Here is a 15,778-nt window from a genome sequence, read left to right on the forward strand (position 1 = left end):
TGGACCAATAGCGTCGAGCGTGCCGCACCAGGCACGCGAGCTCCATCGGCTCCGACGCATTTGACATAGTCGACCTGTGCCTCCAAAGTGTCTGATTTTGCAAGGCGAAAAAACGAAGTTTACTGAAGTCTGCGCCGGCCGCCCAGCTAGATGCTGCCCGCTCAAGGCTCGCTCCGAGGACCCTGCCGACCATGTTAAGCGTGACACCGATTCCAGCCTTTAGCGACAACTATATCTGGCTGCTGCGCCAGGATTCGAGTCAAGAGGTCTGCGTCGTGGATCCCGGTGACGCCGAACCTGTTCTGCGCTTTCTCGAACGTGAAGGGCTGAGCCTGGGCTGCATCCTGCTGACCCATCACCACCATGACCACACCGGCGGCGTTGCCGAACTGATCCAGCGCTATTCGCCCCGGGTGATCGGGCCGGATAACCCCGAGATCGCAGGCGTCGACGAGATCGTGCGTGACGGTGACGAGTTTCGCGTCATGGGCCGCCTGTTCGAGGTGATGGCGGTGCCTGGGCATACCCTGGACCATCTGGCCTTCTTTACCGCAGGCATCCCGCCGCTGCTGTTCTGTGGGGACACCCTGTTCAGCGGTGGCTGCGGACGCCTGTTCGAAGGTACCCCGGAGCAGATGAAGGGGTCCCTCGACCGACTGAATTCCCTGCCGGCGGATACACTGGTATTCTCCGCGCACGAATATACATTGGCCAACCTCGCTTTTGCGAAGGCGGCCAACCCCGGCAACCCCGACGTTGCCACCGCCTTCGACGAATGTCAGAAGGCACGAGATCTGGACCGACCCACGCTGCCAACAACGATGGAACGTGAGCGCCGCATCAATCCCTTCCTTCGTTGCGATGATGAAGATGTCAAGCGCGCTGCCTCAGCCCATGGGTCGACCGATAGCACGGACGCCACCTTTGCCACGCTAAGAGCCTGGAAGGATTCCTTCTGAACGGCTCGGCGTCCTGAACCATCGTCCCACAGGACGCCCGCGATAAGCATCGCGGGCCAGGAGTTTCTGTACGCATGACATTTCACACGACCCGTAGACGACTTCTTGGCGCGGCCAGCAGTCTGGCCCTCCTTGGCTCGTTGATGGCCGGTGCCTATACATCCCAGGCCTCGCCACTCCCCCCCGGTGGCGCCATGCCATATGGCGGAACCAGCGCTGACGCAAACGCCGCGCCTTCGCATCAACACCTGACTCGCCACTTCTGGGATGCCCTGGAACTCGAGCCGCAGGATGCCTGGACAAGTCTGCGGGCGGATTTCCAGTGGCAGGACCAGCCGGTCAATGCCCGCGTGCAGGAATGGATCGACTACTACCAGGACAGCCCCCATAACGTGGCGGAGATCACCGAGCGCGCCCGCCCCTGGCTCGCCTGGATCACCCAGCAGGTCGAATCTCGTGGTCTGCCGGGCGAGATCGCGCTGATCCCCTTCGTCGAGAGCTCCTTCGATCCCAAGGCACGTAGCCACTTTGGCGCCGTCGGACTGTGGCAGATCATGCCGCGTACAGGTGACGCCCTCGGCCTCAAGCGCAATGGTGCCTGGGATGGCCGCAATGATGTCGTGGCCTCCACCCGCGCCGCCCTGGACTACATCGAGATGCAGGCGGATCAGTGGTACGAGGGCGACCTTCAGTTGTCACTCGCGGCATACAACGCCGGCGCCGGCACCGTCAACAATGCCCGCCGTGCGGCACAGGCTCGCGGACTCGCCGGCGACTACTGGGATCTCAACCTGCCCTCGGAGACCATGGCGTACGTGCCGAAGCTGATGGCCATCTCGCGGATCATCAATGATCCCGAGCGCTATGGCGTCAACCTTCCGGAGATCAGCGGCTCGGCGGCCTTTGCCAAGGTCTCGGTCACCGCACCGATCTCGTTGAACAAGGCAGCCGCTCTGGCCGGAGTGACCACCCACGAGCTGAGCGAACTGAACCCCGGACTCAAGTCGCGCAACGTCAACCCGCGTCACACCCGTCAGATTCTGGTGCCGGCAGAGAGCGCCGCCACCCTGCGCAATGCCTTGAGCAACCTGGGGCAGATCGAAGTGGCCAGCGCCTCCGACGAGACCCATGTCGTCGAGAGCGGAGACACCTTGAACCGCATCGCCATGCTTCATTCCATCTCGCCCCGGGACCTGGCACGCTGGAATGGCATCGACAACCCGCAGGCTCTTCAACCCGGTCAGCAACTGACACTTTCCGGTCGGTAAAGCGGGCGCCACGGTGGCGCCCCTCAGGACAAGGACTCCACCGCCATGCGACAGGTGGCAATTGGCGCCTGCCTGCTGGGCGCCCTGCTGGCGACCGCCAGCGAGGCCGCAGACGTTTCCAGCGTGCCCACCGTGCACGCCCTTCCGCTCTATGGTGAGCCGGCCCTGCCGGCTGACTTTCGCCACTTTCCCCATGCCAATCCTGATGCTCCGTCAGGCGGTGATTTGATTCGCGCCGCCCAGGGCAGCTTCGATTCGACCAATCCGTTTATTGTTCGTGGCACGCCAGCCTCTGGCCTTACACAGATCTACGATACCCTGCTCGAATCGAACCCGGGAGAGCCCTTCACCATGTATGGGCTCCTGGCCGAGGGTATCCGCCTGGACCCCGAACGGCGCTGGGTCGAGTTCGACCTGCGCCCCGAAGCGCGCTTCCATGACGGCGAACCCGTGGACGCCCAGGACGTGGTATTCAGCTTCGAGACGCTGACCACCAAGGGGCAGCCCTTCTACCGCGCCTACTACAGCGATGTCGACAGCGTCACCGCCATCGACAGCGACACCGTGCACTTCGATCTGGGTGACAGCGAAAGCCGCGAACTGCCGCTGATCCTGGGCCAGATGCCGATCCTGCCTGAGCACTACTGGCGTGATCGCGACTTCGAGGCGGTGACCCGCGATTCGCTGCTCGGCTCCGGCCCCTACCGGATCGCCGAGGTCGATCCGGGCCGCCGCATCGTCTACGAGCGCGTCGACGACTACTGGGGTAGCGAGGTACCGGTCAACGTCGGCCGACACAATATCGGACGGCTGATCTACGACTACTATCGCGACCAGACGGTGGCACTGGAGGCCTTCAAGGCCGGCAATCTCGACTTCCGCCTCGAGAATTCCGCGAGCAACTGGGCCACGGCCTACGACTTCCCTGCGCGCGAGCAGGGCTTCGTCAGGCAGCTTCAGGTCCATGACGGCCAGCCCGCCGGCATGCAGGCCTATGTCATGAACCTGCGCAAGGCCAAGTTTCAGGATCGCCGCGTGCGCGAGGCGATCACTCTTGCCTTCGACTTCCCGTGGCTGAACAGAAACCTGTTCTACGACGCCTATGCGCGCACCGACAGCTACTTCGAGAATTCCGAGATGGAAGCCACCGGCTTGCCGTCCGAAGACGAGCTGGCACTGCTCGAGCCCTTCCGCGACCAGCTGCCGGAGCGCGTCTTCAGCGAGCCACTGCCGATGCAGCAGCCACAGGAGATGCGTCCACGCCTGAGGAAGGCCCTGGAACTCCTGCGTGAGGCCGGCTACGAGGCCCGTGACGGGGTAATGATCGACCCCGAGAATGGCGAGCCACTGCACGTCCAGATCCTGCTTTACAGCACCCAGTTCGAGCGCATCGCCCAACCGCTGCTGCGAAGGCTGGCCCGACTGGGAGTGCAGGGCAATATCCGTACCGTCGACGTCAATCAGTACCTCAATCGTCTGCGCAGCTTCGACTTCGACATGGTGGTGGGCAGCTTTCCGCAGTCCTTGAGTCCCGGCAATGAACAGCGTGAGTTCTGGGGCAGCGAGTATGCCGAACGCCCCCAGAGCCGGAATCTGATCGGCCTTCAGGATCCCGTCATCGACGCTCTGGTCGATCGCCTGATCGCCGCCGACTCGCGCCAGGCACTGGACACCGCCGCCCAGGCGCTGGACAGAGTGCTGCGCTGGGGCTTCTACGTGGTCCCGCAGTTCCATCTGGCCGCCCACCGCATCGCGGTGTGGGACAAGTTTGCCTGGCAGGAGCCCTTCCCCGAGTACACGCTGGACCTGAGCGCCTGGTGGGTAGACCCTGAACGCGAGGCGGTCATCGAGGATCGTCAGCGTAGCCGTTGATTCAACGGCGGCCCAGGGGCGCCGTGCTGTGGTAAGAAGGTCAAAGATTCAGAGGGCAGGCGCACGTGTCCAGCCCGAACGGCAGGCCCGACCACGCCGGCGGCCCTGATACAGAAAATGTTTCTGGTGGTGCGAAGCGTCGTGCGAAACGACGCTTCGCCTTGGCAAACCCAATCCTCAAGGAAATGCCGTGGGTGCCTACGTACTGCGCCGTCTGCTGCTGATGATCCCCACCCTGCTGGGGATCATGCTGCTCAACTTCATCATCGTCCAGGCCGCGCCGGGCGGGCCCATCGACCAGTTGCTGGCACGTTTCGAGGGCTTTTCCAGCGAGGCCAGTACGCGCCTGCAGGGCGGTGGCGGCGAGACCATCGATAGCGGCGAGTCTCGTGGCAGCCGCGGGATCCCCGAGCAGTTCATCACCCAGCTTGAGCAGCAGTTCGGCTTCGACAAGCCGGCCCATGAACGCTTTATCGACATGATGGTGGACTACGCCACCTTCGACTTCGGCGAGAGCTTCTTTCGCGGCGAGGCGGTCACCACCCTGATGTTCGAGCGACTTCCGGTGTCGATCTCGCTAGGTCTGTGGACCACCCTGCTGGTGTATCTGGTGTCGATCCCGTTGGGTGTACGCAAGGCCCTGAGACACGGCTCCGCCTTCGATGTCTGGACCTCCGGCCTGGTCATCGTCGGCTACGCCATTCCTGGCTTCCTGTTCGCTATCCTGCTGATCGTGCTGTTCGCCGGCGGCAGCTACTTCGACGTCTTCCCGCTGCGAGGGCTGACGTCACCGGATTTCTCCGAGCTCAGCGCCTGGGGCAAGGTCAAGGACTACCTGTGGCATATCGTGCTGCCGGTCAGCGCCTCGGCCATCGGCAGTTTCGCCACCCTGACCATGCTGACCAAGAACAGCTTTCTCGACGAGATCCACCGCCAGTACGTGCTGACCGCCCGGGCCAAGGGTGCCAGCGACAGGCGGGTGCTCTATGGCCACGTCTTCCGCAACGCCATGCTGATCATCATTGCCGGGATGCCGTCGGCGCTGATCGGGATCTTCTTCACCGGCTCGCTGCTGATCGAGGTGATCTTCTCGCTCAACGGGCTGGGCCTGCTCGGCTTCGAGGCGGTCATGCAGCGTGACTATCCGGTGATCTTCGGCACCCTCTACCTCTACACCCTGATCGGTCTGATACTCAAACTGGTATCCGACCTGACGTACGTCTGGGTGGATCCGCGCATCGACTTCGAGACACGGGAATCCTGATCGTGCCTAGCCTTTCTCCCATCACCCGCCGTCGCCTCGCCGTCTTTCGCCACCAGCGCCGTGCCTGGTGGTCACTGTGGGCCTTCGGCCTTCTGTTCGTGCTCAGCCTGGGGGCCGAACTCATCGCCAATGACAAGCCGCTGCTGGTGCAGTATCAGCAGCAATGGTACTTCCCGATGCTGGTCGACTATCCGGATACCGTCTTCGACGGCTTTCTGCCGACCGCGGCGGACTATCACGATGACTTTACCCGCAACGCCATCGAGTCGGATGGCTGGATGCTGTGGGCGCCGATTCCGTTCTCCTACGACACCCTGGACGAGTATCTCGACCACCCTGCGCCGTCCCCCCCGGATGGCCGCCACTGGCTGGGTACCGATGACCAGGGACGTGACGTGCTGGCGCGGGTGATCTACGGCTTTCGCCTGTCGGTGATCTTTGCTCTGGTGCTGACCGCCGGGTCGCTGGTGCTGGGGGTGCTGGCCGGTGGGGTGCAGGGCTATTTCGGCGGCAAGGTCGACCTGATCGGCCAGCGCCTGACCGAGATATGGTCGGGTTTGCCGGTGCTGTTCCTGCTGATCATCCTGGCCAGCCTGGTGGAACCCAATCTGTGGTGGCTGCTCGGGATCATGCTGCTGTTTTCCTGGCTCGGACTGGTGGATATCGTGCGTGCCGAGTTTCTGCGTGCGCGCAATCTGGAGTATGTACGGGCCGCCAAGGCCATGGGGCTGCCGTCGCATCTGATCATGTGGCGCCATGTGCTGCCCAACGCCATGGTGGCGACCCTGACCTTCATACCCTTCCTCTTCACCGGCGCCATCACCACCCTCACGGCGCTGGATTTTCTCGGTTTCGGGCTGCCGCCAGGTTCGCCTTCCCTGGGCGAGCTGGTGGCCCAGGGCAAGAACAACCTCCAGGCGCCATGGCTCGGGATTACCGCCTTCATGACCCTGGCGGTCATGCTGTCGCTGCTGGTGTTCATCGGCGAGGGGATTCGCGACGCCTTCGATCCGCGCCACGTCAACAGCGCCAGCGGCAACACGACACCGCAAGGAAGCCCCGCGCATGAACAATGACACCCTGCTGTCGCTGGATCGGCTGTCGATCGGCTTCGGCGACACCACCGTGGTCAAGGAACTGTCGCTGGACGTCAGGCGCGGAGAGACCCTGGCGCTGGTGGGTGAGTCGGGGTCCGGCAAGTCGGTCACCGCGCTTGGCGCGCTCAACCTGCTGCCGCCCAACGCCACGATCAAGGGCGGTAGATGGCTCGGCGACACCGACCTGTCGCGGCTGACGCCGCGCAAATGGCAGGGGCTGCTCGGCAACCGCGTCGGTTTCGTGTTTCAGGAGCCGATGACCTCGCTCAATCCGCTGCACTCCATCGGACGACAGCTGGCGGAGACCCTGCGCCTGCATCAGGGCCTGCGAGGCCGCGGGGCTCGCCACCGCTGCCGCGAACTGCTGGAACAGGTAAAACTGCCGCGAGCCGAGGAACTGCTCGATGCCTGGCCCCACCAGCTTTCCGGCGGGCAGCGTCAGCGGGTAATGATCGCCATGGCCATCGCCAACCAGCCTGAACTGCTGGTGGCCGATGAACCCACCACCGCCCTGGACGTGACCGTACAGCAGGAGGTGCTCGCCCTGCTGGCCGAGCTGCGTGATCACCACGGCATGGGCATGCTGTTCATCACCCACGACCTGAATCTGGTGCGTCGACACGCCGACCGTGTGTGTGTCATGCGTCATGGCGAGCACCAGGAAACCGGGACCGTCGAGCGGGTCTTCCAATCACCCCAGAGCGCCCACGCGCGGGAATTGCTGGACGCCGAGCCGGAAGGTGTCCCGACCCCCTGTGGCGATGCCCCGACCCTGATCGAGGCCCGCCAGCTAAGCGTCACCTTCGAACGGCGCCGACGCCTGTTCCAGCGTCCCCAGCCTGGCTTCGAGGCGCTGGCCCCGCTGGACTTGCACATCGCCGCCGGCGAGACCCTGGGCGTGGTCGGCGAATCGGGATCCGGCAAGACCACCCTGGCCTCCGCTCTGCTGCGCCTGAACCAGGCCAAGGGAATCATCGACTTCGCCGGCGCCAGGCTGGATCAGCTATCGGGCAAGGCGCTGCGCCAGCAGCGCAGAAATCTGCAGATCGTGTTCCAGGACCCCTACGGCTCTCTCTCTCCGCGAATGCCGGTGGCGGATATCATCAGCGAGGGACTTCGCTATCATCAGCCTGAGCTTTCCGAGCAGGAAGTCAGCGCTCGGGTCCGTGCGACCTTGCGTGAGGTGGAGCTCCCGGAACACGTCGCCCAACGCTATCCCCACGAGTTCTCCGGCGGCCAGCGCCAACGCATCGCGGTGGCCCGAGCGATCATCCTCGAGCCGCGCCTGATCGTACTCGATGAACCGACCTCGGCACTGGACAGGACAGTGCAGAAACAACTAATCGCCCTGCTCAGGGACCTCCAGGCACGGCGCGGACTGAGCTATCTGTTCATCAGCCACGACCTGGCGGTGGTGCGCGCCATGGCCCACAGGGTGATGGTGCTGAAGGAAGGCCGCCTGATCGAACAGGGGCCCTGCATGGACGTACTTTCCCGGCCGGCCGATCCCTACACCAGGGCTCTGGTCAAGGCGGCGGGGCTTGAGCCCCAGGGTTGAAGCAAGGCTGACAGGAGGTGTCCCGACAGGGGTGGTAGAAGGCATGGCATCTGAGCGCGGTTGCAGCCAAATGCGCTCCATGGCGGTTCATGCCGGGACTGGGGCCGTCCAGGCCCCAAACGTTTATTCTTTCGACTATCCCGTCGAATGTTGTTATTGCCACCTCGTTCTATACTGGCCGGGTTACCGTCCATAGGTCTCGCCATGTTCCGCTGCATCACGCTTCTTGTACTCGCCCTGCTCTGGCTGCCCGGCAGTCAGGCACTGGCTGGCGAGCTCGCGTTGAATGATGACTGGCAATATCGTTGGGGGGACTCGCCCCGCACTCCTGACGGAGAGCTTGAGTGGCTCACCGCCGCTGAAGGGGAATGGAAGTCCCTGGAGGGCATCGGCAATCCCCCTGGTCGTGACGGTCGCGACAGCCTCTGGCTGCGTCGGGAGTTGCCCGCCGGTGACTGGCTTCAGCCGGCGCTGTTCGTCTCAAGCCTCAACCTGGTCGCCGAAGCCTACGTCGATGGGCAACACGTCTATCGCCACGGTCAGCTCGAAGGACCGGACGCCGGGGCCTTCGCCGGCTGGACCTGGCACGCCATCGAGCTGCCCTCGCCCACCCAGGGCAAGACCCTGTACCTGCGCCTGAAGTCGTCCTACAAGGACATCGGGCTTTGGGGCAAGGTCGTGATCATGGAACAGTCACGGATACTGCCCTCGATTCTCGAGGCCACCAAGGGCGAACTGGTGATCGCGCTTGCCTGCCTGATCGTCGCAGCCCTGGCGCTCGTGTTGATCCTGACCCAGCCCGAACGCTGGCGACTGGGTAGCCTCGGGCTCTTCTCGCTGGCCGTCGGTTTGATGGTGCTGGCCGAGAGCGACGCCAGCCAATTGATCGTGTTCGCGCCCCTGGCGTGGGACTATGTGGCCGCCATCGCCTATTTTTCGTTGCCGGTGGCCATGGCGCTGATCCTCGAGCACTGGTTTCCGCAGATCCCGCGTCGGGGCATGCGACGTCTGTGGCTCGGCTTGCTGGCATACGCCATCATCGCCCCGGCGCTGGCGATGCTGGACGTGATATCGCTTCCTCCGACCTTTCCGTTGTTCGACCTGATACTGCTCGGGGCGCTGGCCTACATGGCACGCTGGCTGTTTCGTTATCGACGAGAGTTCGACAGCGACCAACGCCTGATCGTCGCGAGCTACGCCATCTTTGCTGCCATCGCCATCACCGACATGCTGGTGGCCCATGGTCTCGTGGGTTGGATCAGTGTACCGGTGCATCTTGGTGCCCTGGCCTTCATCGTCGCCATGATCGTCATCTCCACGCGCCACTATGCTCGCTCCCAACGCCAGTTGCAGCGACTCAACGATCACCTCGAGCAAGAGGTGGCCGAGCGTACCCGGCAACTGGAAAGCCTCGCAGAACAGGAGAGACAACGTGCCCTGGTGCTGGCCACCGAACACCACAAGACCCAACGACTGGCCAGTCTGATCGACACGCTGCAGGCATGTACCAGCCTCGAGGAAGCACTATGCCTGACCCAGCGGGCCATGCCGGAGATACTGGAACCGATGCAGGGCGCCTTCTACCGGCCTCAGGATCAGCCGGACAACATGACGCTGGAACTGTTCTGGCCCACCACCTATCGCCCCCCGGCTTGTCTGGACACCACCGCGATTCCGCCGCTTCGAACGCGCACGGAAGAAAGCCTGCCCGCCCTGGATGACCTGCTCACGATCTCCACCAGGAGGCCGCCCTCGGACCCTTCGGCACCTTCCCCTCCCGACAACCTGCCTCACTGGGTCTTCCCGTTGGACTTGACCGGCCCGGATCGTCAGCATCGTCGACTGGGCGTGATCTGCGTCGTGCCCGACGGGCCACTGGTCAAGCGCCCGCAATACTGGGATCGCACCCGCAGCTTCATCGAACTCGGCGTCAGCCGCCTGGCCCTGGTGCTGTCGAGCATCGCCCTGCAGGAAGAACTATCGGCGCTATCCTATCGCGATGATCTGACCGGACTGCACAATCGTCGCTACTTCGACGAGCTTTTTGCCCACGAGACGGCCATTTCGCTGCGCAAGAAGAGTCCCTTGGCGGTGGTCATCCTGGACATCGACCACTTCAAGAAATTCAATGACCGCTATGGTCATGCGGCGGGTGACACGGTGCTTGAAGGGGTTGGCAGAATGCTTGCCAACAGCTTTCGTGATATCGATGTGGTCTGTCGCTTTGGTGGAGAGGAGTTCGTCGTGCTGTTGCCCGGCGCCGAGGCCGACGACGCTCACCATCGCATGCAGCGCATGTGCCACGCCCTGGCCAGCGCGAGCTTCCGCCACGAGGGCCAGAGCCTGGGTACGGTATCGGTATCCTGCGGCATCGCCAGCTTCCCGGCCACCAGCGACGATCCGAGTTGCCTGCTGGCGATGGCAGACAGCGCACTGTATCGGGCCAAGCACGCAGGGCGGGCGCGCATCGCACTCGCCACGCCTCACGAGAACGACTAGCCGGCCGGGGAAGCCGCCTGGAGGGGCCTGAAGCGCTCTCGCTACAGCGCCAGGCCCCGCGCAGTCAAACCAGCGCCCGCTGCTGCAATCCAAACCAGCGCTCTCACACCAGCGCCCGGCCCCGCGCTTTTAAAACAGCTCGCGTTCCTCGGCTGTCAATTCGCGCCATTGGCCGGGTTCGAGTGACGCATCCAGGGTCAAGGGGCCGATCGTGTGGCGATGCAGCGTTTCGACATGGTTGCCGATGGCGGCGAACATGCGACGGACCTGATGATAACGCCCTTCGACGATGGCGAGTTCGACCTCCCTCGGCCCGTGACAGGTCAGGGTAGCGGGACGCGTCGGGGTCTCCTCGCCCTCCAGCATGATGCCCTCGGCAAAACGTGCGACGGCCTCGTCAGGGTCGTCCAGGTCCCGTGCCAGCAGTGCCTGGTATATCTTGGCGCTGCGATGGCGAGGCGAGGTGATGCGGTGGGACCACTGGCCATCGTCGCTCAACAACAGCAAGCCAGTGGTGTCGACGTCCAGTCGCCCTACCGGCTGCAGACGCTCGGCCTTGGGCAGATCGATCAGGTCAACCGCCCGCGGGTAGAGTCCCCGTCTGGCCGTACACTCCACCCCGACGGGCTTGTGCAGCATGATGTAACGAAGTCCAACCAGCTCAAGAAGTCGTCCCTCCCAGCGCACCTCTTCATCACTCGCCACATGTCGCGCAGCCTTCTTTTCAAGCTCGCCGTTGACCGTTACCTCCCCGCGCACCAGGGCCCGCTTGGCCAGGCTGCGCGTCAGGTCGGTGGTCTCGCTGAGAAAGCGGTCCAGACGCATCAGTTGGCCTCGTCATCGGCGAGTTGAAAGGCGTCGGCATCCTGCCATGCCGGGAACTTCTCCCGGAATGCCGCCAATTCGTCGCGGTCGAGCACACCGGTCTTGATAAAGGGCTCATCACGCGCCTCGTCGATCAGCGCCTCACCCTTGGCATCGATCAACATGGAGTCACCCGAGTAGGCGAGGCCCTTGGCGTCCTCACCGACGCGGTTGACACCGATCACCGGGGCCAGGTTCTCGATGGCACGCGCCTGCAGCAGCGTGCGCCAGGGATGGCGCCTCGGCGCCGGCCAGTTGGCAACACATAGAAGGGCGTCATATTCGAAGTGGGTCGATGGGTTCTGGCGTTGACGCAGCCATACCGGAAAGCGCAGGTCGTAGCAGACGCTCAGCAGGATGCGGAAGCCATTGAGCTCGACGATCACGCGCTCACGACCCATGTCGTAGCGTTCATGCTCGCCTGCCATGCGGAAGAGATGGCGCTTGTCATACCAGCTGATGTCGCCGTCCGGTCGCGCCCAGACCAGGCGGTTGAAGTACTCGCCCTGCTCCTCGATGGCAACGCTGCCGGTAACCACGCAGCCTCGTTGGCGAGCCTGATCCACAAGCCATGCCACCACGCTGCTGTCCGCCATGGGCTGGGCCATCTCGCGTGAGTTCATGGTGAACCCGGTGGCGAACATTTCCGGCAGCACGATCAGGTCGGTATCGTTGGCGCCCTGGTCCGCCAGGCTGTCCTCCAGCATCCGGCAGTTGGACTCGGGATCTTCCCAGTGAAGGTTGCACTGGACAAGCGTCGTACGCAGCTGTGTCATGGTAGTCTCATCAATTGACGTCGTCCCCCTAGCCTAAACGACACAGCGCCTTGTCGCAGCAGGTGGCAACGGTCGAATGCCCCAGGCCCCGGAAAACTCCACCGTCATCCGGCCTGACGCGACGATCGGCTCAACCTTCGCTACCAACATCGATACCAACGTCAATACCAACATCGGCACCAACTCTGAACGGGAATTCGCGGCATGAAAGGACTCTCCACACCCTCGGCCCAGGGCGTCGCCTTTGCGCTGCTGGCTTATGGCACCTGGGGTGGATTCCCCCTTTTCTTCGCATTGTTCGACGGCGTAGGTGCACTCGAGATACTCGCCCATCGTGTCATCTGGTCGTGCCTGTTTCTGGCACTGGTCATCAGTCTGCTCAAGCGCTGGTCGGTCATCGCCAATATTCGCCAGGCACCTCGACAACTGCTGCCGGCGCTCGCCTGCGCTCTGCTCATCGGCGCCAACTGGGGCCTTTATATCTACTCGGTAGAGACTCACCGGGTGCTGCAGGCGAGCCTGGGCTATTTCATGACACCGCTGGTCAACGTGGCGCTGGGCGTGGTGGTGCTCAAGGAACGCGTCGCGCCGACGCAGCGCCTGGCCATTGGCCTTGCCCTCGGTGCCATCGTGCTGCAGCTATTCCAGTTGGGCACCTTGCCCTGGCTGAGCCTGTGCCTGGCGGTGTCCTTCGGCACTTACGGACTGCTGCGCAAGCAGCTTGCGCTGGACGGGCTGTCGGGCCTGTTCATCGAAACGCTGCTGCTCCTTCCACTGGCGCTGCTGCTGATACAACAGCTTCCGGCCAGCCACTTCGACGGGGCGCTATTCTTCACCGCTCCCTACAGCGCCGCGCTGCTGATGGCGTCCGGGGTGCTGACCGCCCTGCCGCTGCTGGCCTTTGCCGGCGCTGCGCGCCGGCTGACCCTCGGTACTCTGGGATTTCTGATGTACATCAACCCGACGCTGCAGTTTCTGATTGCGTTGTGGGTGTTCAATGAGCCCCTGGCGGTCGAGCAGCTTACTACCTTCGTGCTGATCTGGATCGCGCTGGCGCTCTACTCCTGGTCGAGCCTGCGTCAGCAGCGCCGAGTGCCCACCTGACGCAGTACCGTCGTCGGCATCGGGCCCGCTGGCTTCTCGCCATAGACCGCGACCAGATCCTCCAGCTCCATCGGTGGCGCGAAGAAGTAGCCCTGCCCTTCCTGGACCCCCAGGGTGATCAGCCAACTTGCGTCCTCGACGGTCTCGACGCCTTCCGCCACCACCGTCAGTTCCATGCGATGGCAGAGTCCCACCAGCGCCGCATAAGCCTGTCGCGCCTGATCGAAACGCCGCGCGGCGTGGAGTAATGAATAATCCAGCTTGATCGCCGCCAAGGGCAGGCGCTGAAGCAGGTTGAAGGCCGTGTAGCCGCTACCGAAGTCGTCCAGGGCGACGCCAATACCGCGTTCGTGGAGCCGCCTCATCTGTCGCTGAACCCGCTCGACGTCATCGACATGCTCGTGCTCCACCAGTTCGAGTGCCAGGCAGCGTGGAGGCAGCCGACGTCGCGCCAGTTCAGTCACCATGAAATCGGGGAAGTCATCGGCCACGAGCGTCGAAAGGTGGACATTGACCGAGACGGTACCGACCCAGGCCGCGCCTCGCAGTTCCATCAGCCAGTCGAGGGTGCGGCCGATCACCCAACGGTCGAAACGCTCCGCCAGGCCGAGCATCAGAATGACCGGAAGAAACTCCGGTGGCGGAATATTGCCCGCGTCGGGATGACACCAGCGGATCAACACCTCGGCACCGACCAGGGTTCTGCTCGAGGGCGCCATCTTGGGTTGGGCCACCAGACGCCATTGATTGCCGGGATTCTCGATCAGCAGACTGACCTGCCGGCACAGCCAACGCAGCTGAGTCTCGTGATAGGGACCCGCCGCGGTCACCCTGAGCACCGGACGTACCCAGCCTTCGCTTTCCAGCCGCTGCACCCCCTCTTCCAGCGAAGCCAGACAGTTGGTCAAGTCGGTGGAATGGCCGGGCACCACCACCACACTGGCATGCCAGCGCAGGACCCGTGCGCTGTCGCGTTGCTGAAACTGCCCCACCAGGGCCAGGTAGCTATCGAGCTGGGATTCCACATCGGGTCCGTGGGCCTGGGCAGGGACCATGCCGATCAGCTGCTCTTCGCCCCCCAGATACAGCCGCCAGCCCTTGGGGAGGTGCGCCTTGAAGACATCGATACTGATCCGTAGAAGACCCTCCAGGCTGCCGCTGCCAAAGCGCCTGCGATAGCTCCTGAGTTCGGGTGAGACCAGCACAAACAGCCACTCCACCTCCTCGCATCGACTGCCTCGATAGTCGCTTACCAACGCCAGCCTGGTAGGCAGACCAAAGCGCTGATCGACCATCAACTTGCGACGAAGACGTCGTGACCTGTTGCGCGCCACCAGCAAGGCCCCCACGCCCAGCAGCGAGCCAACCGCCACCACCGACACCCCATACAACGCCTGACGATACTCCCGCGCGACCTGCTCCAGCCGTCCGCGAACGCCGATCCACTGGAACGGGAGGTTGTCATGGCCTTCGAACAGACGGTACCAGCGGGCATCGATCAGGTGACGCTGGGCCATCACCGAGGAACTGGCCGGTACCAGGTCAAAGGCTGGCGTCAGCGCCAGCTCCACGGCGGCGTGGGCAAGGAAGTCGACATCGAGAATCGCCCCGCCGGCACAGCCTATCGCCATCTGGAATTCGAAATGGCAGAACACCGGATAGCCCTGGGCGGCCAGCGCTTCCAGTCGATGGGCGGTACTTCCCGCCCCTTCGGACCAACCGGAGTCCTGCCCCCCTTGCATGTACAGTCGAGTACCCGGCGGGCTTCGCGACAATCGCTCGATCACCTCTTCCGGGGTCCAGCCAGTGACCACATCGACCAGGGTCACATCGGCGACACTGCCGATCACCTCCACCATGTCATCGACGACATTGAAGGCGTGTTCGGAGTCTTCGGCCAGCAGCATCAAAGGCACCGGTGAGCCAAAGGTTTCCACCAGCATATTGAGCGACTGCGCCATGACCGGGTAGGACTTGAGCAGTTTCACTCCAAGCGCCTGGGCCTGCTCCCTGAAGCGGTCATCATTGAGTCCCAGTGCCACCACCTTGCGCGGCCAGGGGAGCTCGTCACGATACTCCAGATAGAAAGCCATGGCGGGGTCATCGGCAATGATCAGACTGCCGCTTTCATTCAAGGTGCTGGCGGTCAATCGCTGGAGCAGGGCCTCATGGGCCAGCGGCCGAGCCAGGCGCAGCGCATCGACATACTCCACCAGCAGTTGTCGGTCTGCGCTGGCTTCGTGACGAAAACGCGCCTCGACACTGCTGACCACATCGTCATTCCACCGGTACCCCTGGTGGTAAGAGGTCAACAGTGTCAGTGAAGCACCCTGCGACTCGTCCAGTTCATCACCCGATAGCATCGCAGAAGCGACCATGGCCAGCAGGCCAAGGGCGGTCGGCACAAGTCTCCTGAGTCTCACCAGTATCAGTGACCTCAACCACGGGAGAGGGCACGCCCCAGCAGGATGTGCATGAGTAAGGCTCCCACGGGAGCGTCTGCTGGCGACGTTCGAT

12 protein-coding genes are annotated in these 15,778 nt (G+C 63.5%); 9 read left to right on the plus strand and 3 right to left on the minus strand.

Features of this window, described 5'->3' with window-relative positions:
* The first annotated feature begins 191 nt into the window (after positions 1 to 191).
* From gloB to NKF27_RS10510, 7 genes are all read left to right on the plus strand, one after another.
* The gene (gene gloB, locus NKF27_RS10480) at positions 192 to 959 is read left to right on the plus strand and encodes a hydroxyacylglutathione hydrolase (protein ID WP_045993722.1); all 768 of its coding nucleotides are present in this window, start codon (positions 192 to 194) and stop codon (positions 957 to 959) included.
* Between the two features lie 74 nt (positions 960 to 1,033).
* Positions 1,034 to 2,227, plus strand: coding sequence for a transglycosylase SLT domain-containing protein (locus tag NKF27_RS10485; protein WP_213227911.1), 1,194 nt, complete (start codon positions 1,034 to 1,036; stop codon positions 2,225 to 2,227).
* Between the two features lie 45 nt (positions 2,228 to 2,272).
* Positions 2,273 to 4,099 carry an extracellular solute-binding protein gene (locus tag NKF27_RS10490; RefSeq protein ID WP_253556379.1) on the plus strand — a complete coding sequence of 609 codons (1,827 nt, stop codon included), beginning with the start codon at positions 2,273 to 2,275 and terminating at the stop codon, positions 4,097 to 4,099.
* A 190-nt stretch (positions 4,100 to 4,289) separates the two neighbouring features.
* Positions 4,290 to 5,363 (plus strand): microcin C ABC transporter permease YejB, encoded by a 1,074-nt coding sequence (locus tag NKF27_RS10495; protein WP_083970510.1) that lies wholly within the window; start codon positions 4,290 to 4,292, stop codon positions 5,361 to 5,363.
* A 2-nt stretch (positions 5,364 to 5,365) separates the two neighbouring features.
* Positions 5,366 to 6,439, plus strand: coding sequence for an ABC transporter permease (locus tag NKF27_RS10500; RefSeq protein WP_253556380.1), 1,074 nt, complete (start codon positions 5,366 to 5,368; stop codon positions 6,437 to 6,439).
* The gene (locus NKF27_RS10505; RefSeq protein WP_253556381.1) at positions 6,429 to 8,018 is read left to right on the plus strand and encodes an ABC transporter ATP-binding protein; all 1,590 of its coding nucleotides are present in this window, start codon (positions 6,429 to 6,431) and stop codon (positions 8,016 to 8,018) included. The genes NKF27_RS10500 and NKF27_RS10505 overlap by 11 nt, the downstream gene beginning before the upstream one ends.
* 204 nt (positions 8,019 to 8,222) lie before the next feature.
* A complete protein-coding gene (locus NKF27_RS10510; RefSeq protein WP_253556382.1) occupies positions 8,223 to 10,517 on the plus strand; it encodes a diguanylate cyclase in 2,295 nt (764 codons plus the stop codon).
* A gap of 129 nt (positions 10,518 to 10,646) precedes the next feature.
* Here the strand turns inward: NKF27_RS10510 and NKF27_RS10515 are convergent, their stop codons facing one another.
* Positions 10,647 to 11,342, minus strand: a complete 696-nt coding sequence (locus tag NKF27_RS10515; RefSeq protein WP_253556383.1) for a pseudouridine synthase — start codon at positions 11,340 to 11,342, stop codon at positions 10,647 to 10,649.
* The gene (locus NKF27_RS10520; RefSeq protein WP_253556384.1) at positions 11,342 to 12,157 is read right to left on the minus strand and encodes an amidohydrolase; all 816 of its coding nucleotides are present in this window, start codon (positions 12,155 to 12,157) and stop codon (positions 11,342 to 11,344) included. Before NKF27_RS10520 ends, NKF27_RS10515 begins: the two co-directional genes overlap by 1 nt.
* Positions 12,158 to 12,233: 76 nt before the next feature.
* Between NKF27_RS10520 and NKF27_RS21170 the strand changes: the two genes are divergently transcribed.
* Positions 12,234 to 12,365, plus strand: coding sequence for a hypothetical protein (locus NKF27_RS21170; RefSeq protein ID WP_301271191.1), 132 nt, complete (start codon positions 12,234 to 12,236; stop codon positions 12,363 to 12,365).
* Positions 12,362 to 13,261, plus strand: coding sequence for an EamA family transporter RarD (rarD, locus tag NKF27_RS10525; RefSeq protein WP_108449389.1), 900 nt, complete (start codon positions 12,362 to 12,364; stop codon positions 13,259 to 13,261). The genes NKF27_RS21170 and rarD overlap by 4 nt, the downstream gene beginning before the upstream one ends.
* Here the strand turns inward: rarD and NKF27_RS10530 are convergent.
* Entirely contained in the window at positions 13,237 to 15,666 is a 2,430-nt protein-coding gene (locus NKF27_RS10530; RefSeq protein WP_253556386.1) for an EAL domain-containing protein, read from the minus strand. The two genes, rarD and NKF27_RS10530, sit on opposite strands and share 25 nt — an antisense overlap.
* Positions 15,667 to 15,778: the final 112 nt, after the last annotated feature.

Source organism: Halomonas sp. DN3, assembly GCF_024137905.1.
GTDB classification, from domain to species: Bacteria; Pseudomonadota; Gammaproteobacteria; order Pseudomonadales; family Halomonadaceae; genus Halomonas; species Halomonas litopenaei.